This is a genomic window from Meiothermus luteus (genome assembly GCF_003574085.1).
Taxonomy (GTDB): domain Bacteria; phylum Deinococcota; class Deinococci; order Deinococcales; family Thermaceae; genus Meiothermus; species Meiothermus luteus.
The window spans coordinates 1-22,034 of sequence record NZ_QWKZ01000044.1; the positions used below are offsets into that span (position 1 = coordinate 1).

21 protein-coding genes and 2 pseudogenes are annotated in these 22,034 nt (G+C 66.3%); 13 read left to right on the forward strand and 10 right to left on the reverse strand.

Annotation, left to right across the window (positions count from 1 at the left end):
- Together Mlute_RS07925 and Mlute_RS07930 are read right to left on the reverse strand one after the other, a co-directional pair.
- Window positions 1–125, reverse strand: a pseudogene (locus Mlute_RS07925) (DegV family protein); the annotation flags it as partial.
- Between the two features lie 96 nt (window positions 126–221).
- Window positions 222–1,061, reverse strand: coding sequence for a DegV family protein (locus tag Mlute_RS07930; protein ID WP_119360180.1), 840 nt, complete (start codon window positions 1,059–1,061; stop codon window positions 222–224).
- 184 nt (window positions 1,062–1,245) lie between these two features.
- Between Mlute_RS07930 and serA the strand changes: the two genes are divergently transcribed.
- The 12 genes from serA (at window position 1,246) to Mlute_RS07990 (ending at window position 14,256) form a co-directional block, all read left to right on the forward strand.
- Window positions 1,246–2,811, forward strand: coding sequence for a phosphoglycerate dehydrogenase (gene serA / locus Mlute_RS07935; RefSeq protein ID WP_119360181.1), 1,566 nt, complete (start codon window positions 1,246–1,248; stop codon window positions 2,809–2,811).
- A gap of 233 nt (window positions 2,812–3,044) precedes the next feature.
- Window positions 3,045–3,959: a sugar ABC transporter substrate-binding protein gene (locus Mlute_RS07940; protein ID WP_119360182.1), complete on the forward strand. Its 915-nt coding sequence runs from the start codon at window positions 3,045–3,047 to the stop codon at window positions 3,957–3,959.
- An 83-nt stretch (window positions 3,960–4,042) separates the two neighbouring features.
- Window positions 4,043–5,077, forward strand: a complete 1,035-nt coding sequence (locus tag Mlute_RS07945) for an ABC transporter permease (protein WP_119360183.1) — start codon at window positions 4,043–4,045, stop codon at window positions 5,075–5,077.
- A 2-nt stretch (window positions 5,078–5,079) separates the two neighbouring features.
- Complete coding sequence (locus tag Mlute_RS07950) at window positions 5,080–5,922, forward strand: ATP-binding cassette domain-containing protein (protein WP_119360197.1); 843 nt, start codon at window positions 5,080–5,082, stop codon at window positions 5,920–5,922.
- A gap of 6 nt (window positions 5,923–5,928) precedes the next feature.
- Entirely contained in the window at window positions 5,929–6,936 is a 1,008-nt protein-coding gene (locus Mlute_RS07955) for a Gfo/Idh/MocA family oxidoreductase (protein WP_245958899.1), read from the forward strand.
- The gene (gene iolD, locus Mlute_RS07960; protein WP_119360185.1) at window positions 6,933–8,810 is read left to right on the forward strand and encodes a 3D-(3,5/4)-trihydroxycyclohexane-1,2-dione acylhydrolase (decyclizing); all 1,878 of its coding nucleotides are present in this window, start codon (window positions 6,933–6,935) and stop codon (window positions 8,808–8,810) included. Before Mlute_RS07955 ends, iolD begins: the two co-directional genes overlap by 4 nt.
- A gap of 8 nt (window positions 8,811–8,818) precedes the next feature.
- Complete coding sequence (locus Mlute_RS07965) at window positions 8,819–9,745, forward strand: TIM barrel protein (protein ID WP_119360186.1); 927 nt, start codon at window positions 8,819–8,821, stop codon at window positions 9,743–9,745.
- A gap of 10 nt (window positions 9,746–9,755) precedes the next feature.
- Window positions 9,756–10,763, forward strand: coding sequence for a 5-dehydro-2-deoxygluconokinase (gene iolC / locus Mlute_RS07970; RefSeq protein WP_119360187.1), 1,008 nt, complete (start codon window positions 9,756–9,758; stop codon window positions 10,761–10,763).
- The gene (locus tag Mlute_RS07975) at window positions 10,763–11,575 is read left to right on the forward strand and encodes a sugar phosphate isomerase/epimerase family protein (protein ID WP_119360188.1); all 813 of its coding nucleotides are present in this window, start codon (window positions 10,763–10,765) and stop codon (window positions 11,573–11,575) included. The genes iolC and Mlute_RS07975 overlap by 1 nt, the downstream gene beginning before the upstream one ends.
- A 13-nt stretch (window positions 11,576–11,588) precedes the next feature.
- Window positions 11,589–12,593: an inositol 2-dehydrogenase gene (gene iolG, locus Mlute_RS07980; protein WP_119360189.1), complete on the forward strand. Its 1,005-nt coding sequence runs from the start codon at window positions 11,589–11,591 to the stop codon at window positions 12,591–12,593.
- The gene (gene iolB, locus Mlute_RS07985; RefSeq protein WP_119360190.1) at window positions 12,590–13,417 is read left to right on the forward strand and encodes a 5-deoxy-glucuronate isomerase; all 828 of its coding nucleotides are present in this window, start codon (window positions 12,590–12,592) and stop codon (window positions 13,415–13,417) included. Before iolG ends, iolB begins: the two co-directional genes overlap by 4 nt.
- A 32-nt stretch (window positions 13,418–13,449) precedes the next feature.
- Window positions 13,450–14,256, forward strand: a complete 807-nt coding sequence (locus tag Mlute_RS07990; RefSeq protein WP_119360191.1) for a DeoR/GlpR family DNA-binding transcription regulator — start codon at window positions 13,450–13,452, stop codon at window positions 14,254–14,256.
- A 114-nt stretch (window positions 14,257–14,370) separates the two neighbouring features.
- Here Mlute_RS07990 and Mlute_RS07995 read toward each other — a convergent pair whose 3' ends face one another.
- From Mlute_RS07995 to Mlute_RS08015, 7 genes and pseudogenes are all read right to left on the reverse strand, one after another.
- A complete protein-coding gene (locus tag Mlute_RS07995; protein ID WP_119360192.1) occupies window positions 14,371–14,772 on the reverse strand; it encodes a (R)-mandelonitrile lyase in 402 nt (133 codons plus the stop codon).
- A 14-nt stretch (window positions 14,773–14,786) separates the two neighbouring features.
- Window positions 14,787–14,924, reverse strand: coding sequence for a hypothetical protein (locus Mlute_RS16045; protein WP_245958900.1), 138 nt, complete (start codon window positions 14,922–14,924; stop codon window positions 14,787–14,789).
- Between the two features lie 32 nt (window positions 14,925–14,956).
- Window positions 14,957–15,088: pseudogene (locus tag Mlute_RS16615) on the reverse strand (cyclophilin-like fold protein); the annotation flags it as partial.
- Window positions 15,089–15,185: 97 nt separating this feature from the next.
- Entirely contained in the window at window positions 15,186–15,599 is a 414-nt protein-coding gene (locus tag Mlute_RS08000) for a DUF2255 family protein (protein ID WP_119360193.1), read from the reverse strand.
- 20 nt (window positions 15,600–15,619) lie between these two features.
- Entirely contained in the window at window positions 15,620–16,624 is a 1,005-nt protein-coding gene (locus Mlute_RS08005) for an aldo/keto reductase (RefSeq protein ID WP_119360198.1), read from the reverse strand.
- Between the two features lie 57 nt (window positions 16,625–16,681).
- Complete coding sequence (locus Mlute_RS08010; RefSeq protein ID WP_119360194.1) at window positions 16,682–17,533, reverse strand: aldo/keto reductase; 852 nt, start codon at window positions 17,531–17,533, stop codon at window positions 16,682–16,684.
- 11 nt (window positions 17,534–17,544) lie between these two features.
- The gene (locus tag Mlute_RS08015; protein WP_245958901.1) at window positions 17,545–18,546 is read right to left on the reverse strand and encodes a zinc-dependent alcohol dehydrogenase family protein; all 1,002 of its coding nucleotides are present in this window, start codon (window positions 18,544–18,546) and stop codon (window positions 17,545–17,547) included.
- A 140-nt stretch (window positions 18,547–18,686) separates the two neighbouring features.
- On the opposite strand from Mlute_RS08015, the gene Mlute_RS08020 reads away from it, so the two are divergent.
- The gene (locus tag Mlute_RS08020) at window positions 18,687–19,595 is read left to right on the forward strand and encodes an AraC family transcriptional regulator (protein WP_119360195.1); all 909 of its coding nucleotides are present in this window, start codon (window positions 18,687–18,689) and stop codon (window positions 19,593–19,595) included.
- A 20-nt stretch (window positions 19,596–19,615) separates the two neighbouring features.
- On the opposite strand, the gene ppsA is transcribed toward Mlute_RS08020, so the two are convergent.
- Window positions 19,616–21,985, reverse strand: coding sequence for a phosphoenolpyruvate synthase (gene ppsA, locus Mlute_RS08025; RefSeq protein WP_119360196.1), 2,370 nt, complete (start codon window positions 21,983–21,985; stop codon window positions 19,616–19,618).
- Between the last annotated feature and the right edge of the window lie 49 nt (window positions 21,986–22,034).

The following is a 22,034-nucleotide window of genomic DNA, read 5'->3' on the forward strand; positions in this document are numbered from 1 at the left end:
GCCCCTTGCTCGAGGAGTTCCCTGGCCCGCTCCACCATCATTCCGATGCCCATGCTGGCGGCTTGGGTGTCAAAGATGGTGATCCTGCCGGGGAATTCCTGGCTGGCGAGCTGGGCCGACTGGACCGGGTGGCGACGCCGATGAGGCGCATGGGCCTATCTTATCCCGGAGGCGCCTGGCCCGCTCACGCCATTTGGACTTCCTCCAGGGCATAGCCTGCTTTACAGGCTGTATGCGTAGAAGCCCACCACCCCCGGGCCGGTGTGGGTGGAGATGACCCCTCCGATGCGGCGGGTATCCCGTTCTTCTAGGGGCAGCCCCACAGCCTGCACGGCAGATTTAAAGGCGGAAAGGTCGTCTTCGCTGGAGTTGTAGAGGTAGTAAATGCGGATTTTCTGTCGGCCTGAGGCCCAGGCTTTGAGCGCTTCTACCATCTCGGCCAGGGCTTTCTTCTCTCCCCGCGCCCTTCCAGCGGCCTCTACCCGGCCCTCCTTGAGGGTGAGGATGGGCTTGATGCCTAGGAGTCCGCCCAGGAGGGCCTGGGCCCCCCCAATCCGGCCGTTTTTCTTCAGGTACTCCAAGGTGGAGAGGGTGAACCGCACGATGTGGTCGGCCCGGATGCGCTCGAGCTCCACCAGGACCTGGCCCAGGTCGGCCCCTTGCTCGAGGAGTTCCCTGGCCCGCTCCACCATCATTCCGATGCCCATGCTGGCGGCTTGGGTGTCAAAGATGGTGATCCTGCCGGGGAATTCCTGGCTGGCGAGCTGGGCCGACTGGACCGTGCCCGATAGCTTGGAGGAGATGTGTATGGAAAGAACGTGGTCGGCCCTTTGCAAGGCCCGCTCGTAGGCGGCCTTGAAGTCGGCGGGGGAGGGTTGGCTGGTGCTGGGCATCTCGGCCCCGGCCCGCACCCCCTCAAAGATGTCGTCGGGGGTAATCTCGACCCAGTCCTTGTGGATTTTTCCCTTGAAGTTGACGTAGAGCGGCACCACTTCCACGCCCATCTCGGCGGCACGGGACTGCAGGTCGGAGGTGGAGTCGGTCACGATGGCTATCTTCATCACGGGTCTCCTTTTTGCGCAAAGCGCCAGGACCTAGGTCGCCCTGGGTTCTTGTCCGTGCCGTAAGTCTAGCACAGGGTTTGCGTTCGCGGCTGGTTAAGCGGTGGCCCAGCTTGTGCTGGGTAGAACAAGGTGATAAGGTTTGGGCGAACGCCGGGATGGGACTCCGGCGAGCCTGCCTTCTATGTGGAGAATCCTTGTCACCGATGAGATGCGTCTGGGCGAGGTGAGGCACCCGGAGGTGCGCCTTGACTACAGGCCGGGTATGGCCCGGGAGGAGATTCTGGAGGTCATCGGTCGGTACGACGCCCTCATCACCCGAAGCCGCACGCGGGTGGACGCGGAGCTGCTGGAGGCCGGGGTCAACCTGCGGGTGGTCGGCCGGGGTGGGGTGGGGGTGGACAACGTGGACCTGGAAGCCGCCTCTCGGCGCGGGGTTCTGGTGGTCAACGTGCCCGAGGCCAATACCCGCTCCGCGGCGGAGCTGGCCTGGGCCTTGTTGCTGGCGGTGGCCCGGGGCTTGGTGGAGTCCGACCGGAAGATTCGGGAGGGCCAGTGGGACCGCAAGTACCTGGGCCTGGAGCTGGACCGCAAGACCATCGGCATTGTGGGCCTGGGGCGGATTGGGGGCCAGGTGGCCAAGTTCGCCAAGGGCTTTGACATGCGGGTGCTGGCCTACGATCCCTATATTCCCCGCAGCCGGGCCCAGACCCTGGGGGTGGAGCTTTACGACGACCTGGCCGACATGCTGCGCCAGTGCCAATTTCTCACCGTGCACACCCCGCTCACCGAGGAGACCCGGGGCATGATTGGCCGGCGCGAGCTCTACCTTCTGCCCAAAGGGGCGGTGGTGGTCAACGCGGCGCGGGGGGGCATTGTGGACGAAAAGGCCCTGCTGGAGGTCCTGGACGAGGGCCACCTATGGGGGGCCGGGCTGGACGTGTTCGTGGAGGAGCCACCGGGGGTCGGGCATCCCCTGGTGCATCACCCCAAGGTGGTGCACACCGCCCACCTGGGGGCCAACACCCTAGAGGCCCAGGAGCGGGTTGGGGAGGCGGTCTTAGAGCGGGTGATAGAGACCCTGCAGGGCAACCTGGCCCATGCGCTCAACACCGGCTTTGACCCCGAGGGGCTGCAGGTCTTCTCAGCCTGGCTGCCCTTGGGGGAGGCTTTGGGTAGGCTGCTGGCCCAGATTACCCAAGGCCGCCCCCAGGCGGTGGAGGTTGCCTTCTACGGGGAGTTTGAGAAGAACCCTGACCCCATCGCCTCGGCGGTGGCCAAGGGGCTGCTCGAGCAGGTGCTTGGGGCTGGGGCGGCCAACCTGGTCTCGGCGCGCCCCCTCCTGCGGGACCGGGGGATGGCCCTGGTGACCCGTCGGGTTGAGCAGTCCCTCGACTACCGACAGGTCCTAGAGGTGCGCCTCGAGACCGACCGGGAGGCCCGCAAGGCCCGCGGTGCGGTGCTGGCCGGCAAGCCCCGCATCGTGGGCATTGACGACCACACGGTGGAGGCGGTGCCCAGCGGGCCCATGCTGGTCTGCGTGAACCGCGACCGGCCTGGGGTGGTGGGTAAGGTGGGCACGCTCCTGGGCGAGAACGGCATCAACATTGCGGGGATGCAGCTTGGCCGCGACCACCCTGGGGGGCACGCTCTGTTTGTCCTGGCCATTGACGAGCGCCCCAGCGAGGAGGTGCTGGAGGCGCTTCGGGGGCTGGGGGTGCTCGAGCGGGTGGACCTGGCGGTGCTCTAGGCCCGGCCGGGTCCTCTAGGGCCGCCACCGGAAGGGTGGCGGCCTGGTCTTTATGGAGGATGCCCCGAAGTTAGCGAAAACGAAAGGTTTATTTTCGTTTAGCTTTCACAAGTAGAACAAAATATTGACAAACGAAACCCCAGGGCCATACAATGGCTGCGACCTGAGAACTAGGGTCGCAGCCGAGGGGCGGCAGCGGTATTGCGCGTGCTTTCTCGGCAGGGAGGTTGGCTATGAGGAAGCTCTTTTGGGCGTTGATGTTGGCGTTGGGGATGGGCCTGGGGCTGGCCCAGCAGGTGCGCATTGTGGTGGTCTCCCACGGGCAGGCCTCCGACCCCTTCTGGTCGGTGGTGAAGAACGGCGTGGAGGCCGCCGCCAAAGAGACCGGGGCCCGGGTGGAGTACCGCGCCCCCGAGACCTTTGACATGGTGCGCATGGCCCAGCTCATTGACGCTGCAGTGGCCTCGAGGCCCAGCGGCCTGGTGGTCTCCATTCCCGATGGAAAGGCTCTCGAGCGCTCCATCCGGGCCGCGGTGCGGGCCGGCATCCCGGTGATTTCCATGAACTCCGGCTCCGATGTGGCCGAGAGCCTGGGGGTGCTGGTGCACGTGGGCCAGACCGAGTATGAGGCCGGGCTGGGGGCGGGCCAGCGCATGAAGGCCGCCGGGGTCAAGAACGCCATCTGCATCAACCAGGAGGTGGGCAACGTAGCCCTTGACCTGCGCTGCAAGGGTTTCTTTGACGGGCTGGGTATCAAGGCCAACGTGATCCCGGTCAAGATCGGCGACCCTACCGGGATTCGCAACGCGGTCCTGGCGGCCTTGCAGAGGGACCCCAGCATTGATGGGGTGCTTACCCTGGGGCCCACCGCTGCCGAGCCGGTGCTGCAGGCTTTGGAAGGGAAGAGGGTCGTTTTTGGCACCTTTGACCTTTCGCCCGCCGTACTGACCGCGCTTTCCCAGAAAAAGATGGCCTTCGCCATTGACCAGCAGCAGTGGCTGCAGGGCTATCTGCCCATCATCCTCCTCAACAACTACGTCAAGTACGGCCTCCTGCCGGCCAACAAGGTCATCATGACCGGGCCGGGCTTTGTGACTGCGGAGAACGCGGCGCAGGTGATTGACCTTTCCAAGAAGGGCATCCGCTAGGTCCCCTTCGGCGGTCTCTGAAGGTTCTTGACTAGAGGACTCCCGGGGACGCCGTACCGGGGGTCCGGTTTTTAGGGGGAGGTATGACGGTCAAAGCACAGGACGAGCGGCTGCGGCCTATTACGCTCTGGCAGCGGCTCTTGCTGCGGCCGGAGCTGGGCTCGGTGGCCGGCCTGGTGGTGGTGTTCGCCTTTTTTGCCATGGTGGCGGGAGACAGCGGGTTTTTGAGCTGGGCTGGAACCCGCAACTACCTCGAGGTTGCCGCCCAGCTCGGCATCCTGGCCTCGGCGGTGGCCCTGCTGATGATTGCCGGGGAGTTCGACCTCTCGGTGGGCTCCATGATCGGGGTGGCGGCCATCGGCCTGGCCTTGCTGGCCCACCCCAGCTACGGGGACCTGCCCCTCTCGCTGGCCCTCCTGATCACCCTGGGGTTTGCCCTTGGCATCGGCTACCTCAACGGCTTTTTGGTGCTGCGCACGGGGCTTCCCAGCTTCATCGTCACCTTGGCCATGATGTTCATCCTGGCGGGGGCCAACATCGGCTTTACCAAGCTCATCACCAAGCTGACCATCGTTTCGGGGCTCAACGATAAAATCGCCCAAGACCCGGTGGCCAGGCTCTTCACCGGCGAGCTTCTGGGGCTGCCGGCCGCGGTCTGGTGGTGGCTGGGGGTCACGGCCGCGCTCAGCTTTGTGCTGCTGCGCACCCCTTTTGGCAACTGGATTTTTGGCGCGGGGGGCGACGCCAACGCGGCCCGCAACGTGGGGGTGCCGGTGCGGCGGGTCAAGATCACCCTCTTCATGCTCACCGCCGCGGCGGCCACCCTGCTGGCCACCATCCAGGTGATGGGGCTGGGCTCGGCCAACGTGCTGCAGGGCCAGGGCAAGGAGCTCGAGGCCATCGCCGCGGCGGTCATCGGGGGCTGCTTGCTCACCGGCGGCTACGGCTCGGTGGTGGGGGCCGGGATTGGAGCCCTCATTCTGGCCATCGTGCAGCAGGGCATCATCTACACCAACATTGACCTGGACTGGTTCAAGGTGATGGTGGGGGGCATGATTCTGGGCGCGGTGGCCCTGAACAACTACCTGCGCCGGCTCTCCCTGCAGGTGCGGAGGTGAGCATGACCCCCTTGATTGAGCTGCGCAAGGTGAGCAAGTACTTCGGGCCGGTGGTGGCCCTAAAGGACATTGATATGAAGGTTTACGCGGGCGAGGTGCACTGCCTCCTGGGCGACAACGGGGCGGGCAAGAGCACCCTCATCAAGGCCCTCTCAGGGGTGTACCCACCCTCGGAAGGCCAGATTCTGATGGAGGGGCAGCCAGTGGTCTTTCGCTCGCCCCGCGACGCCCTGGACAAGGGCATAGCCACCGTCTACCAGGACCTGGCCATGCTGCCCCTGATGAGCATCAGCCGCAACTTCTTCCTGGGCCGGGAGCCCAAGCGGCGCTGGGGGCCCTTTACCCTCTACGATGCGGCCTTTGCGGCCCGGGTGGCGCGGGAGGAGCTGAGGAAGATTGGGATTGACATCCGCGACCCCGACCAGCCGGTGGGCACCTTGTCGGGGGGCGAGCGGCAGTCGGTGGCCATCGCCCGGGCGGTCTACTTTGGGGCCAAGGTGCTCATCCTGGACGAGCCCACCTCGGCCCTGGGGGTGAAGGAAGCCGCTGTGGTGCTCAAGTACATCGTGCAGGCCAAAGCCCGTGGCCTGGGGGTGATCTTCATCACCCACAACGTGCACCACGCCTGGGCGGTGGGGGACACCTTCACCGTGCTCAACCGGGGCCGAAGCTACGGCACCTTCAAGAAGGCCGAGGTCACCCGCGAACAGCTTTTGCAGATGATGGCCGGGGGAGAGGAGCTGGAAGCTTTATCGGTGGAGCTCGAGCTCATCGCCAAAAAAGACCCCAGCGCTGCGGCCCAGGTGGAGCAGCGGGTGGCCGAGGACCTGCACAAGCCGAACTGAGGATTTATGAGACCCCTGCAAATCGCCATGATTGGGGCCGGCCGGATGGGCCAGGCCCACGCCCGGGTGCTGGCCGGGCTGGCCGAGTGCCGGGTGGTGCGGGTGGTGGACACCCTGGCCCAGAACGCCGAGCGGGTGGCCGCCGAGCTTGGGGCCGAGCCCAGCACCCACCTCGAGGACGCCTTCCGGCCCGATGTGGACGCGGTAATCATCACCACCCCCACCCCCACCCACGCCGAGGTGGTGGAGGCCGCGGCGGGGGCGGGTAAGGCCATCTTCGTGGAGAAGCCCATCGCCGAGAGCCTGGAGGCCGGGCGGCAGGTGGTGGCGGCGGTGGAGCGCGCGGGGGTGCCCTGCCAGGTGGGCTTCCAGCGCCGCTACGACCCGGCCTATGTGCGGGCCCGGGAGCTGATTGAAGGGGGGGTGCTGGGGCGGCTGGAGGGCATCCGGCTGGTGGGGCGTGACCCGTATCTGCCCCGGCTCGAGTTCCTCAAGACCAGCGGGGGCCTCCTGGTGGACATGGGCATCCACGACCTGGACTCGGCCCGCTTTCTGGTAGGCGAGGTGGCCGAGGTCTACGCCACCGGGGGGGCCCTGGCCGAGCCCGGCCTGGCCCAGCACGGCCTTTTTGACACCGCGGTGGCCACCTTGCGCTTTGAGGGGGGTGCGGTGGGGACGCTCGAGGTGGCCCTACGCACCGCCTACGGCTACGACATCCGCTGCGAGGTGCTGGGCGAGCGGGGCCGCATCCACATTGAGCGCGACCGCCGCCCCGACCTAACCCTCTACGACGAGCGGGGAGGGAACTTCGACCGCCCCCGCAACTTTGAACAGCGCTTCGCCGAGGCCTACACCGCCGAGATGGTGGCCTTCGCCCGCAATCTGCACGCGGGCCGGCCCCTTTACCCGGATGTGCGGGACGCCTGGTACTCGCTGCGGCTGGCCAAGGCCGCCCAGCACGCCTTGGAGACAAAGCAGGTGGTGAGGGTAAGGGAATACGGAGGAGAGCTATGAAGACCCAACGGCTTACCGTGGCCCAGGCTTTGGTCAAGTTCCTGGCCGCCCAGTTTGCGGAGCGGGACGGCCGGGAGGAGCGCCTTATCCGGGGGGTCTGGGCCATCTTTGGACACGGCAACGTATCGGGCTTGGGGCAGGCTTTGGAGGAGTACGGCGAGGCGGTGGGCCTGCCCACCTACCGCCCCCAGAACGAGCAGGCCATGGTGCACGCGGCCATCGCCTACGCCAAGCACAAAAACCGCCTCTCCACCTTCGCCTGCACCGCCTCGGTGGGGCCGGGATCCACCAACATGCTCACCGCCGCGGCCACCGCCACCGTCAACCGGCTGCCGGTGCTCCTGCTGCCCTCGGACTACTTCGCCAACCGCCTGCCCGACCCCGTGCTGCAGCAGCTCGAGCACCCCACCGAGCACGACGTGAGCGTGAACGACGCCTTCAGGCCGCTCTCCCGCTTCTTTACCCGCATCACCCGGCCCTCCCAGCTCCTCTCGGCGCTGCCCGAGGCCATGCGCGTGCTCACCGACCCCGCCGAGACCGGGGCGGTGACCCTCTGCCTGCCCGAGGACGTCCAGACCGAGGCCTACGACTGGCCCGAGGCCTTCTTCGCCAAGCGGGTCTGGCGGGTGCGCCGCCCGGTGCCGGAGCCCGAGGCCCTGGCCGAGGCGGCGAGGCTCCTCAAGGAGGCCCGGCGGCCCCTCATCGTGAGCGGGGGGGGCACCCTCTACGCCGAGGCCTCCCAGGCCCTGGCGGCCTTCGCCGAGGCCTACGGCATCCCGGTGAGTGAGACCCAGGGGGGCAAGGGGGCCCTGCCCTGGAGCCACCCCCTGTGCGTGGGGCCCGTTGGGGCCAACGGCGGCAGCGCGGCCAACCGGCTGGCCCGGGAGGCCGATGTGGTGCTGGCGGTGGGCACCCGGCTGGGCGACTTCGCCACCGCCTCCAAGACCGCCTTCCAGAACCCAGGGGTGCGCTTCATCGGGCTCAACGTGGCCCCCTTTGACGCGGCCAAGCTCGGCGGGGTGATGCTGGTGGCCGACGCCCGGCGGGGCCTGGAGGCCCTGCGGGAGGCGATGAAGGGGCATCCGGGCACCTCCGCCGCCTACCGCGAGGAGGTGGAGCGGCTCAAGCGCGAGTGGGATGAGACCGTCACGGCCTACCGCACGCCCCGGCCCGAGAAAAAGGAGATGGCCCAGGCCGAGGTGATCGGTCTGGTCAACGAGGTCTACGGCGGCCGGGCCACCGTAATCTGCGCGGCGGGCAGCCTGCCGGGCGATTTGCTCAAGCTCTGGCGGCCCGAAGACCCCAAGGCCTACCACCTCGAGTACGGCTTCTCCTGCATGGGCTACGAGATTCCCGCCGGGCTGGGGGTGGCGCTGGCCGAGCCCGAGCGGGAGGTGGTGGTCTTCGTGGGGGACGGCAGCTACCTGATGATGAACTCGGAGATCGTCACCGCGGTGGCCGAGGGCCTCTCCTTTACCGTGGTGCTGGTGGACAACCGAGGGTTCGGCTCCATCCGGGGCCTGCAGATGTCGCTGGGCTCGCCCTCCTTCAACAACGAGCTGCGGGCCCGCGACCCCCAGACCGGCCGCACCGACGGCCCCCCGGTGGCGGTGGACTTCGCCGCCCACGCCCGGGCCATGGGGGCGAGGGTGTGGAGCCCCAGGGACTACCGCGAGCTGGAAGAAGCCCTCCAGGAGGCCCGCAAAGCCAGGGGCGTGCGGGTGGTGGTGGTGCCGGTGAGCCTGGACGACCGGGTTCCGGGCTTTGAGGGCTGGTGGGACGTGCCGGTGGCCGAGGTCTCGAGCCAGCCCGAGGTGAGAAAGGCCCGCGAGGCGTACGAGGCCTACTTGAAGAAACAGCGCCGCTACTTCTAGGAGCTGGTATGGGTATTCGTTTTGGCAACGCCCCGTGCAGTTGGGGCACCATTGAGGGCTTTGGGCAGGGCGTCGGCTACGCCCAGATGCTGGACGAACTGGTGGAGGCCGGCTACCGCGGCACCGAGCTGGGCGACTATGGCTACATGCCTACCGAGCCCGAGCAGCTACGTCGGGAACTGCAAAAACGCGGTCTGACCATGCTGGGGGCCTACGAGGGGGTCTACCTCAAAGACCCCGCCCTTCACGGCCCCGGCGAGGCCCGGGCGCTGCGCACCGCGCGGCTCCTCAAGAGCGTGGCCGGGGTGGGGGACGGCTGGGAGCCCCTGTTGGTGCTGGCCGACGAGCACAGCCGCGACCCGCTGCGCTTTGCGAACGCCGGGCGCGTCCGGCTCGAGCTGGGCCTCTCGTCCGCTGAGTGGAAGACCTTCGCGGCCGGGGCCATGCGCATCGCCCGGGCGGTGCGGGACGAGACCGGGCTGCGCACGGTCTTCCACCACCACTGCGCGGGCTATGTGGAGGCCCCCTGGGAGATTGAGGCCTTCCTCGAACACACCGACGGCGCAATCATCGGGCTGGTGTTCGACACCGGGCACTACCTCTACGGGACGGGCACCAACGAGCCAGAGCGGGTGCTGGAGGGCCTCGAGCGCTTCAAGAGTCGGGTGTGGTACGTGCACTACAAAGACTGCCATCCCCTCGTCGCCAGCGAAGCCCGCAACAAGGGCTGGAACTATAAGGAGGCCATCGGTAAGGGCGTGTTCTGCGAGCTGGGTCAGGGCCAGATCGACTTCGGCGCGGTGACCCGAAGGCTAGAGGCGCTGGGCTACGACGGCTGGATTACCGTGGAGCAGGACGTGCTGCCCGGCATGGGGGCCCCCAAGGAGAGCGCCCGGCGCAACCGGGAGTACCTGCGCCGGGCCACGGGGTACTAGAGGGAGGGGCATGGAGACCTACGACCTCATCACCATCGGGCGCTGCTCCATTGACCTCTACTCCCACGACCTGGGGGCCCCCTTCCCCGAGATTCGCACCTTTGGGGCCTACATTGGCGGCAGCCCCCTGAACATCGCGGTGGGGGCCCGGCGGCTGGGGCTGCGCACCGCCCTCCTGACCGCGGTGGGCCCCGACAAGGTAGGGGAGTTCGTGCTGGAGCGGCTGCGGCGGGAGGGGGTGGAGACCCGCTTCATCCCCATCAAGCCCGGGGCCCGCACCCCGGCGGTGCTCCTGGGCATTGAGCCCCCCGACCGCTTCCCCATCACCTTTTACCGCGACAACGCCGCGGACACCCAGCTCACCATCGACGACGTGGCCGCCCTGCCCCTCTCGGAGGCCCGTGCGGTGCAGCTCTCGGGGGCCGCCCTGGCCAAGGAGCCCAGCCGCAGCGCCACCTTCTACGCCGCCGAAAAGGCCAAGGCCTTGGGCCTCACGGTCTTCCTAGACCTGGACTTCCGCGCCGACGCCTGGTTCGACCCCCGGGCCTACGGCCTGGCGGTGCGGGTCCTTCTGCCGCTGGTGGACGTCGCCTTTGGCACCGAGGAGGAAGTGAACGCGGCCATGCTGCGCCGACCCGAGGAGGTGGTCATCCGCCACTCCCAGATTACCGCCCCGGAGGTAAAGGGCGACCTAACGGCCAACGTGGAGGCCCTTTTAGCCCGGGGCCTGAAGGCGCTGGTGGTGAAGCGGGGGGCCCAGGGCTCGGCGGTCTATCTGCCGGGGGGCGAGGTGGTGGCAGCCCCTGGCTTCCCGGTGGAGGTGGTGAGCGTGCTGGGCGCGGGGGACGCCTTCGCCGCGGGGTTCATCTATGGCTACCTGCAGGGCTGGGGCTGGTACAAAAGCGCCCGGTTGGGCAACGCCTGCGGGGCGATTGTGGTGGGCCGTATCGGCTGCGCCGAGTTCACGCCGTATTACGACGAGGTAATGGGCTTTATTGAGTCTAGAGGGGGGTTCTGATGCGCCCTTTGGGGGTGTGCACCTGGACTTTTGGCCCCCTGCCGCTGCCAGAGGTGCTGGAGCGGGTAGCCCGGCTGGGGCTGGAAGGGGTGGAGCTTTTGGGCGAGGTGGAGGGGCTAAAGCCGGCACAGGTGCGGGCTTGGCTGGCCGAGCGGGGCCTGGAGGTCTTCTCCCTCACCCCGGCCAACGTGGACCTGGCCCACCCCGAGCCGGTGGTGCGGGGGGAGGCCCTGGGGTACTACCTGCGGCTGATAGATTTTGCCGCCGAGCTAGGCCGGCCCACGGTCTCCTGCCACGGGGCGGTGGGCCGGGTGGCCCCGCTGGCCTCGCTGGAAGCGGAGTGGGGCTGGCTGGCCGAGGGGGTGGCCAAGGTCTGCGACCGGGCGGCCCAGGCGGGCTTGGAGGTGGTCTTCGAGGTGCTCAACCGCTACGAGTCGCACCTGGTGAACACCGCCGCCGAGGCCCTGCGCCTGCTGGCCCAGGTGGGGCGGCCCAACCTGAAGGTTCTTCTAGATGCCTACCACATGAACCTCGAGGAGGCCGACCCCGCCGGGGCAGTCCTCGAGGTGGGCCCGCGGCTGGGCCTTTTTCACCTGGCCGACTCCAACCGCCGGGGCCTGGGGCGGGGCCACACCGACTTCGCCAGGCTGCTGCGGGCCCTGGAGCAGGTGGGCTATGCGGGCCCCCTCATCCTGGAGCTCACCACCCCCGGCCCCAATCCCTTCACCCCGGTCAAGCCGGGGGACTACCTGGGGGTGCTGGAGCGCGACCTGGCCGAAAGCCGCGCCTACTTGAAGGCGCTTGGGAACTAGATAAGGAGGAGTTATGGCGGAATCGTTTGGCGTTGCCCTTCTGGGCGCAGGCCGGATGGGCATGGAGCACGCCCGCACCCTGCTGGGCATTGTGGAGGCCCGGGTGCTGGCGGTGGCCGACCCCAACCTGGAGGCGGCGGAGGCCGCCCGGAGCCTACTGCGGGCCGAGAGGGCCTACCCAGAGCCGCTCGAGGCCCTGGGCCACCCTGGGGTGGAGGCGGTGGTCATCGCCACCCCCACCGAGACCCACGCCCGCTACATCCAGGCCGCGGCGGAGGCGGGCAAGGCCATTTTCTGCGAGAAACCGGTGGCCAAGGAGCTGGGCGAGACCCGGCGGGTGCTGGAGGTGGTGGAGCACAAGGGGGTGCCCTTCCAGATTGGCTTCCAGCGCCGCTACGACCCGGCCTACCTCGAGGCCAAGCGCCGGATTGAGGCCGGGGAAATTGGCCCGGTGGAGCAGTTCATCGCGGTGATGCGCGACCCGGCCCCGGCCCCGTTGGACTACCTCAAGACCTCGGGGGGCATCTTTGTAGACCAGGCCATCCACGACATCGACTGCGCCCGCTACCTGGTGGGCGAGGTGGAGGCGGTGCACGCCTGGGGGGCGGTGCGGGTGGACCCCCGGATTGGCGAGATCGGCGATGTGGACACCACCAACCTGAGCCTGCGCTTCGCCAACGGCGCGCTGGGGGTGATTCAGAACTCCAGGCGGGCCGTTTACGGCTACGACGTGCGCACCGAGGTCTTTGGGGCCAAAGGCAAGCTGGTGATGGACGCCACCCCCAAGACCCCCCTGTGGCGCTACGGCCAGGGGGTGCAGGCCGACCACTACCACTTCTTCATGGACCGCTTCAAGGAGGCTTACCGGCTGGAGCTTACGGCCTTCTTCCAGGCCCTGCGGGAGGGCCGCCCCCCCAGCCCCGGGCCCAAGGACGCCCTCGAGGCCCTGCGCGTGGCCCTGGCCGCCACCCAAAGCCTGAAGGAGGGCCGGGTGGTGCGCCTGGAGGAGGTGGTATGAACCAGCGCAAGCCCCAGCCTGGGCGGGTGCGGGTGGCGGTGCGGCCCCAGGGGGCCTGGCGCTACCTCTCGTTCTGGGTGCTGGCCCTGGGGCCCGGCGAGGTGGAGGAGGGCGAGAGCGGGGGGCTCGAGCTGGCCCTGGTGCCCCTCTCGGGCCGGGTGCAGGTGGAGGTGGGGGGCCAGGCCTTTGAGCTATCCCGCCGGGACGTCTTCAGCGGGCCGCCCAGCGTGCTCTACCTGCCCCCGGGCAGCGCCTACCGCATTGAGGCCCTGGGCGAGGCCGAGCTGGCCCTGGGCGGGGCCCCCGCCGAGGGGCGCTACCCTTTGCGCCTCTTCCGGCCGGGGGAGATGCGGGTGGAGATGCGCGGAGGGGCCAACGCCCTGCGCCAGGTGACCCACATCCTAGGCCCCCACCTCCCCGCCGAGCGGCTTATCCTCTACGAGGTCTACACCCCTTCGGGCTTCTGGTCGGGCTGGCCCCCCCACCGCCACGACGGGCGGATGGGCTCGCTGTACATTGAGGAGACCTACTACTACAAAATCCAACCCGCCCACGGCTTCGCCATCCACCGCAACTACAGCCCCGAGGACGGCCTGGACGAGCTTTTGTTGGCTCAAGACGGCGACCTAATCCTGGTACCCCGGGGCTACCACCCGGTGGCCGCCCCGCCCGGCTCCAACGTCTACTACCTCAACTACATGGCCGGGGAGGCGACAGGCGAGGCCCGCGCCACCCCTCCGGTGGACGACCCGGCCTGGGCCTGGATGCGACAGGACTGGGCGGGCCGGCCTCTCCGGCTGCCCGTGGGCGGTAAGGAGGGCTGAGTTTCGGGGTATGTTGGTAGGGGAGGTGGCCGGTGCGGAGCGAGGAACGGCGCAGCAAGATTATTGAGCTACTGGAGCAGAAGGGCTCGGTGCTGGTGGAGGACCTGGCGGCCACCTTTGGGGTGAGCCAGGTGACCATCCGCAAGGACCTGAGCGAGCTCGAGGCCCGCGGTCTGCTGCACCGCACCCACGGCGGGGCCACCTACACCCACAAGAGCCTCTTCAACCCTTCCTTTCGTGAGAAGATACACCTTCAGCAGGCCGAGAAGCAGGCCATCGCCAAGGCTGCCCTGGAGCACATCGAGGAGGGCGACACCCTGATCCTGGACGCGGGCAGCACCACCCTGACCCTGGTGCGGCTGATGAAGCGGCACTTCCGCTCGCTGTACATCATCACCAACTCCATACCCATCGTCAGCGAGCTGGTGGATACCCGCTTTGAGCTGTTGCTCACCGGGGGCCAGGTGCGCCACCACAGCATGGCCCTAATTGGCCCAGCCGCGGTGCGGACCCTCGAGGTCTACCACGCCGACAAAGCCTTTATGTGCGCCACCGGGGTCTCGCTGCAGAAGGGCTACACCACCCCCAACCCCTACGAGGCCGAGACCAAGCAGGCCATGCTGAGGGCCGCCGACACCGCTTTTGCCCTGGTGGACTCCAGCAAGCTGGGGCGGGCGACTTTGGCCAGCTTCGCCGCGCTGGAGGAGATCGACCTGCTCATCACCGACGAGGGCGCGCCAAAGGACTTCTTGCAGCACCTGGAGCGCCAGGGGCTCAAGTACCGAATCGCCGAGCTCGAGGCCGGCCCTACCCTCAAACACGCATCCAGGGCGGGTTAAGTACCCACGGGAAGCTTCACATCTTGGGTTGTCTAAGCGCCAAGCAAAACTTCCCACCAAGGCGCAAATGGGTGCTTCCCGCGGGCCCCGGATGAGGGAAAATCAAGCGAAGAGCTAGTTATCCTGGTACTGCGCATCGCTTACAGGCTCGAGCCAATCGACGGTTTTGCCCTCCTGGGCCTCTTGGATAGCCAGGTGGACCATGGGGGTATGGGCGGTGGCCCCGTGCCAGTGCTTGACCCCCGGCGGAATCCAGACCACGTCCCCTTCCTGGATGGTCTCCTTGGGTCGGCCCTCCTCCTGCACCCAGCCCGCCCCCTCCAGGACCACGAGGGTTTGTCCCAGGGGGTGGGTGTGCCAGTGGGTGCGGGCCCCGGGGGCAAAACGCACCCGGGCCACCCGGACTTGGGCTGGGGGCGGGGCTTCGAGGAGGGTTTCTACCTCCACCTGGCCGGTAAAGTAGGCGGGGTTGCCTGGAGCCATGGGGTGGGTGCCCCTTGGGTAGACCCGAATCATCCTGACCTCCCTCCTTAGCGTACTCGCTCTACCCGCACGGGCCCCCCTTCCAAGTTGGGAAGCGGCTCAAAGCCACGTTCCACCCAGCCGATGAGGATGAGGTGGCCGTCAAAGCTTGAATCCCGCCGAGCGGCATCGTGGGAAAAGCCCATGTTCTCCTATTCTTGGGAGTGTGGCTCGGGGAGCTTTGGGTGGGAAGCCTCTTGGGTAGATAAGCGATCTTCTCCATGCGGTTAAGGTCGCAAAACTCTAGGGCCAAAGGTAAGAGCGCGAGGAAGCTCTGGGCGGTGGGGTTTTGCGCCAATCGGACCACCACCTCCTCCCTTTTGCGGTGAGGAAGCGAACCCTCACGGCATCCTCGTGGGGCGGGGTCTGGGCCAAGGCAAGAAGGGTCAGGCCCTAGGGCTCACGGGCTATTCCTCCCGGGGCAAGATGCGTACGGTGGCTGCGCGGGCTCTGGGGCTAAGCATGGCCTCGAGGTAGAGGCTTCCCCGGTACTTATCCCGGTAGGCGGCATCAATGGCTTCCTGAACCGGGTCTTCCTGGGGCACTGGCAAAAAAACCGCCTCGCGTACCATCCCGGCTACCCGCACCCGCCCAGCCCCTTGCTTGAGGGCGGCCTGGTACCAGCTCGAGCGCTCCCCGTGGTAGGCCCGGGCGTAGACTGCCTCCCCCACCACCACGCACCAAACCCAGGTGGGGGTGCCGTAGGTGACCCCATCTTCCCGGAAAGGGGAAACGTGTAGGTCATCAGCTTGAGCGATGCGGGCGAGTTCTTCCTTTGTCCAATGGCCGACTCGAGAAACCTGGGCTTTTCTGTTTTTCATCCAATCTCTCCCGGGCAAGTTCAGCGCTGCGCTGGGGCCTCCACATAGGTCATGCGCTCCAACTCCTCGGGGTACCGCTCGCCCACGATCTGGGCGGAGGCCTCTTCCAGGGCTTGCAAATCCTCCGGTAAGAGCTCCACGCCTACTGCCCCGATGTTTTCTTGAAGACGGTGAAGTTTAGTGGTTCCCGGAATAGGTACAATCCAGGGCTTCTGCGCCAGCAACCAGGCCAGGGCAATCTGGGCCGGGGTGGCCCCCTTCCGCTCAGATAGATTGCGCAGTAGGTCCACCAACGCCTTATTGGTGCGGCGTGCCTCCAGGCTGAAGCGGGGGATCCGGCTCCGGAGGTCAGAGGGGGCAAAAGAGGTGGTTTCGTCAATTGCTCCGGTCAGAAAGCCTCTGCCCAAGGGGCTGTATGGGACGAAGCCAATGCCCAGCTCCTCGCAGATGGGGAGAATTGCCTGCTCCGGCTTGCGCCACCAAAGGGAGTACTCGTACTGCACCGCGGTCACCGGACAGACGGTATGGGCCCGGCGAAGCGTCTCGGGACCCGCCTCGGAGAGGCCAAAGTGCCGGACCAAGCCCTCTTGGATCAGTTCCCGCACGGTGCCCGCCACATCCTCAATGGGGACATTGGGGTCCACGCGGTGTTGATAAAGGAGGTCAATGGCTTCTACCCGCAGCCGCTTAAGGGAACCTTTCACCGCCCGCCGGATCTGCTCAGGGCGGCTATCCGAGCCGTTTGCCGAACTTGGACGGTCATTCGCATCGTACCGGAAGCCGAACTTGGTGGCGATGACCACATGGCCCTTGAAAGGTTCCAGCGCCTCGCCTACCAGCTCCTCGTTGATAAAGGGGCCGTAGACCTCTGCGGTGTCAAAGAAGGTCACGCCCAGCTCCACGGCCTTGCGGATGAGGGCGATCATCTCGCGCCGGTCCGGCGAAACGCTGTAGCCCCCCGTCATGGTCATGCATCCGAGCCCAATGGCTGAGACCTCGAGGTTGGCCAGTTTACGCTTTTGCATGGTGACCTCCTCCACTACGTTTTGCCTGCGACCACGATATGTTCCTACAGCAAGGTTTTAGTCCGGAAGCCGGTAGCGGCAGAGCCGCTCCACAGTAGCTGGATCGCGATGGTCAAGGAACAGGCTGACCCCCGTGTCCAGGGTGGCAATGGCGTCCATGTCAGCAGGGGTCAGCGAAAAGTCAAACACCCGAAAGTTCTCCTCCATGCGTTCTGGACGTACGGACTTGGGAATGGCCACGATGCCGCGCTGGATCAGCCATCGCAAGACGATCTGAGGAACCGTCTTCCGATGCTTTTCGGCAAGGGAAAGGAGCACGGGGTTTTGGAAGATGTTGTTTCTCCCCTCGGCAAAGGGCGCCCAGGCCATGTGTTGTACCCCGTGCTCCGCCAAAAACCGCTGCGTTTCCCGCTGCTGGTAGAAGGGGTGGGTTTCAATCTGGTTGACGGCGGGCACCACCTCATGGTGGAGGGTAAGGTCCATTAGGCGGTCGGGATAAAAGTTGCTGACACCGATGGCCCGCACCCGCCCTTCGCGGTAGAGCTCCTCCATGGCCCGCCAGGCCCCATGCACGTCCCCATAGGGCTGGTGAATGAGGTAGAGGTCCAGGTAGTCTAGCCCCAAACGTTCCAAGGAGCGATAAAAAGCAGCCTTGGCCCGTTCGTAGCTGGCATCCTGAATCCAGAGTTTGGTTACCACGAACAGCTCTTCCCGCGGGATGCCGCTTTTGCGGATTGCTCGGCCCACCGCTTCCTCGTTCCCATAGGCTGCGGCTGTGTCCACCAGGCGGTAACCCACCTCTAGCGCGTGGGCCACCGCCCGTTCGCATGCCTCGAGGTCTGTTATCTGAAAGGTCCCGAAGCCCAGGAGGGGCATCTCCACCCCGTTGTTCAGAATTACGCTTTGCATCTCGCCTCCTTCTAGGGTTCCAAGAGAACCTTAATGGCCCGCCGTTCGTCCATGGCTCGGTAGCCCTCGGCCACCTGCTCCAAAGGCAGCCTGAGGTCAAACACCCGGCCTGGCTCCATCCGGCCCTCCAGCACGTCGGGCAGAAGCTCCGGCATGTAAGCCCGGGTGGGCGCTGGTCCGCCGGCTACAATCACGTTTTTGTAAAAGGTGGTCGTTGCGGGAATACCTGCATGATGCGGGACACCTACGCGTCCAATAGCTCCCCCTGGCCGAGCGATTTGAACGGCCATGTCCACCGCTTCCTCGGTTCCCACGCACTCCAGCACCGAGTGGACCCCGAAGCCTGTAAGTTCTCGCACGCGCTCAACAGCGGCTTCACCGCGCTCCATGACCACATCGGTGGTCCCAAAGATTCTCCCCAGCTCGAGGCGGTCAGGATGGTGCCCCAGCAGGATTATTCGTTCAGCGCCAAGGCGCCGTGCTGCCAGCACGCCGCAAAGCCCCACCGCACCGTCGCCGATTACCGCCACCACCTTCCCAGGCTCAACCCGAGCGGTCACCGCGGCGTGATGACCCGTGCCCATAACGTCCGTGAGGGTAAGGAGGTGCGGGAGGAGGGCCCGGCCGCTCTCCCGCGCAGGGACCTTGTAAAGTGTGCCGTCGGCGAAGGGCACGCGCACGGCTTCAGCTTGGGCCCCGCCTATTCCCGGAGCGCCGAAGAATTGCAGATGCGCACAGGCGGTGGTCAACCCTTCTCGGCAAAACTCGCAGTTGCCGTCGGATATGGCGAAGGGCATGAGCACCACATCTCCAGGCTTGAGGGTGCGTACTTCGGAGCCCACTTCCTCCACCACGCCCACAGCCTCATGCCCCATGGGTCGCCCACCTTCTGGGATGGCGTCAAATCCCCGATAGGGCCAAAGGTCCGAGCCGCAGATGCAGGAGACCAGAACCCGGATGATGGCATCCGTGGGTTCCTGAATCACGGGGTCAGGCACACTTTCCAGCTGCACGACTTTAGGCCCATACATCACTGTTGCACGCATATCCACCTCACTCATTTCAGGATGGCAGTTCGTTTCTTGGCTATGTTGTCCAATCCTCCGCACTTTCTGCCTGATCCTCCGAGCTTGGCTAAAATAGGGTGGTGCCGATGGGTAGCAAGACCGAGCTGGATGGCCTAGCGGAAATGCTTTTTCGCTATGCCCCGGAAGATGGCAATTTCCCCTTGCCCTTCCCTGGGGCCTACGTGTACCGGAATTCCAGGAGTGAATCCGAGGTCCGGCCAGCCTTGTACGAGCCTGCGGTCTGTTTGGTGGCCCAAGGGGCCAAGGCAGTCTTTTACGGCCAGGAGGTGGTGCGCTACGACCCGGCCCACGTCCTCATCAGCACGTTGGATCTGCCCCTCAGAGCCCAGGTCCTCGAGGCCTCCCCCAAGCGGCCATTCCTCTGCTTGAAGCTCGTTCTGGACCCTTCAGACGTGACAGAACTGGCGGCCAAGGTTTACCCAGAGGGGCTTCCTCCAGGTGAGGACCGCCCGATCTTTGTGGGAAAGACCACCCCCGCCCTTCTAGACGTAGCCTGGCGCTTTCTAAAGGCGCTGGAGGATCCGGGGGAACGCAAGCTCCTGGCTCCGCTCTACTTGCGGGAATTCCTCATCCGCCTGTTGCGGGAAAGCCCCACTCTAGCCCGGCTCAGCCTCCTGGATCCCCAGCTACGCCGTATTGCCCGGGCCATAAACCACATTCGGGCCCACTTCCGCGAGCCTTTGGATGTGCGGGCCTTAGCCCAACTCGCCCATATGGGCGAAAGTGCCTTTTACAAGCACTTCAGGCGGCTAACCTCTCTGACCCCTTTGCAATACCAGAAAGCTCTGCGCCTACAAGAAGCGCGGAGGCTTCTTTTGGATGGGCTTTCTGTGACGCAGGTGGCGCAGGACGTGGGCTACGCTAGCCCATCCCAGTTCATCCGAGAGTATCGCCGCTTCTTTGGTGCGCCTCCTTCTAAGGATACCGCAAGGCTGCGGGAAAAAAGCGAGCTGTTTTTCCCGCAGGCCGGATGAACGGTGCGGCTAGGGTGGGTTTAGCCGCCCACGCTTTCCTTTTGCCGCTCGGCCAGGTAGAGCCAGGTCTCGAGCACGCTATCGGGGTTGAGCGAGATGCTCTCAATGCCCTGCTGCACCAGCCACAGCGCGAACTCGGGGTGGTCGGAGGGGCCCTGGCCGCAGATGCCGATGTACTTGCCCATCTTCTTGGCCGCCCCTATGGCGCGGGAGAGCAGGAACTTCACCGCCTCATCCTGCTCGTCGAAGAGGTCGGCCACCAGGCCCGAGTCGCGGTCGAGGGCCAGGGTGAGCTGGGTGAGGTCGTTGGAGCCGATGGAGAAGCCATCAAAAAGCTCCAGGAACTGCTCAGCCAGGATGGCGTTGGAGGGCACCTCGCACATCATGATGAGCTTGAGGCCGTCCTTGCCGCGCTCGAGGCCGTTCTTCTTCAGAATCTCTATCACCGCTTGGGCCTCGCCCACCGTGCGCACGAAGGGCACCATCACCCAGACGTTTTTGAGGCCCTTCTCCCGCACCTCGCGGATGGCGGCGCACTCCAGGGCAAAGGCCTCGGCGAACTCCGGGCTGCGGTAGCGCGAGGCCCCGCGGAGGCCGATCATGGGGTTTTCCTCCTGGGGCTCGTAGCGGCTGCCCCCCAGCAGGTGGGCGTACTCGTTGGACTTAAAGTCCGAAAGCCGCACGATGACCGGGTGGGGGGCGAAGGCCGCAGCAATCATGCCGATGCCCTCGGCCAGCTTCTCGCGGTAGAAGGCCACCGGGCTCTCGTAGCCGGCGGTGCGGCGGGCGATTTCCTGCTTGAGGTCTTCGGGCAGCCGGTCAAACTCCAGCAGGGCCTTGGGGTGGACACCGATGGTGTTGTTGATGATGAACTCGAGCCTCGCCAACCCCACCCCGGCGTTGGGTAGATTGGCGAAGCTGAAGGCCCGCTCGGGGCTGGCCACGTTCATCATGATCTTGGTGGGGATTTCGGGCATCTTGTCGAGCTCAATCCGCCGCACCTCAAACCGGGGGGTGCCCGCGTAGACCCGGCCCACGTCCCCCTCGGCGCAGGAGACCGTGACCATTTGGCCGTCCTGGAGCACCTCGGTGGCCCCGGCGGCCCCCACCACCGCCGGGATGCCCAGCTCCCGGGCCACAATGGCCGCGTGGCAGGTGCGCCCGCCCCGGTTGGTCACGATGGCCGCGGCCCGCTTCATCACCGGTTCCCAGTCGGGGTCGGTCATGTCGGCCACCAGCACGTCGCCGGGCTCCACCTTGTGCATCTCCCGGGGGTGATGGACGACCCGCACCTTGCCCGCGCCGATGCGCTGCCCCACCGCCCGGCCCATCACCAGCACCTCCCCCCGCTCCTTCATCAAGAAGCGCTCAATGACCCGGTTGGTGCGGCTTTGCACCGTCTCGGGGCGGGCCTGCAGGATGTAAATCTGGCCGTCTTGGCCGTCCTTAGCCCATTCAATGTCCATCGGGCGGCCGTAGTGCTGCTCAATGAGGAGGGCCTGGCGGGCCAGCTCCAGCACCTCCGCGTCGGAGAGGGCGAAGCGGCCCCGCTCCTCGGGGGTGGTGGGTACCGCCACCACCCCTTGGCCGCCCTCGGCGTAGACCATCTTCTGCAGCTTGCTGCCCAGGGTGCGCTGCAGGATGGTGTTGCGGCCCTCGAGCAGGCCTGGCTTGTAGACGTAGAACTCGTCCGGGTTCACCGCCCCTTGCACCAGCAGCTCACCCAGGCCGTAGGTGGCGGTGATGAAGACCACCTCGCGGAAGCCCGACTCGGTGTCCAGGGTAAAGGCCACACCGCTTGCGCCCAGGTCGCTGCGCACCATGCGCTGCACCCCTGCCGAGAGCGCCACCTCCTCGTGGGCGAAGCCGTGGTGCACGCGGTAGGCGATGGCCCGGTCGTTGTAGAGCGAGGCAAAGACCTTTTTGATGTGCAAAAGCACACTTTCGATGCCCTTTACGTTCAGGAAGGTTTCTTGTTGCCCCGCGAAGCTGGCCTCGGGCAGGTCTTCGGCGGTGGCGCTGGAGCGCACCGCAACAGAAAGCCCGCCCTTGGAGGCGGACTCGAGGCGGATATAGGCGTCTACGATGGCTACCTCTAGGGCCCGGGGTAGCTCGGCCTGCTCCACCCAGCCCCGTATCTCGGCCCCGACCCGGGCCAGCTCGGCCACGTCGTCCACGTTCAGGTTCTTTAGGGCCTGGTTGATGCGCTCTTCCAGCCGGTTGTGCTTTAGGAAGTCGCGGAAGGCCTCGGCAGTGGTGGCAAACCCCCCTGGCACCCGCACCCCGGCCTGGGAGAGGTGGGCCATCATCTCGCCCAAAGAGGCGTTCTTGCCCCCGACCTGTTCCAGGTCTTTCATGCCCAGGGTTTCAAACCAGCGAATGTAGGCCATAGCACACCTCGGTATTCCTGTATGGTAGACGGGGGGAAGGGGCGGGGGG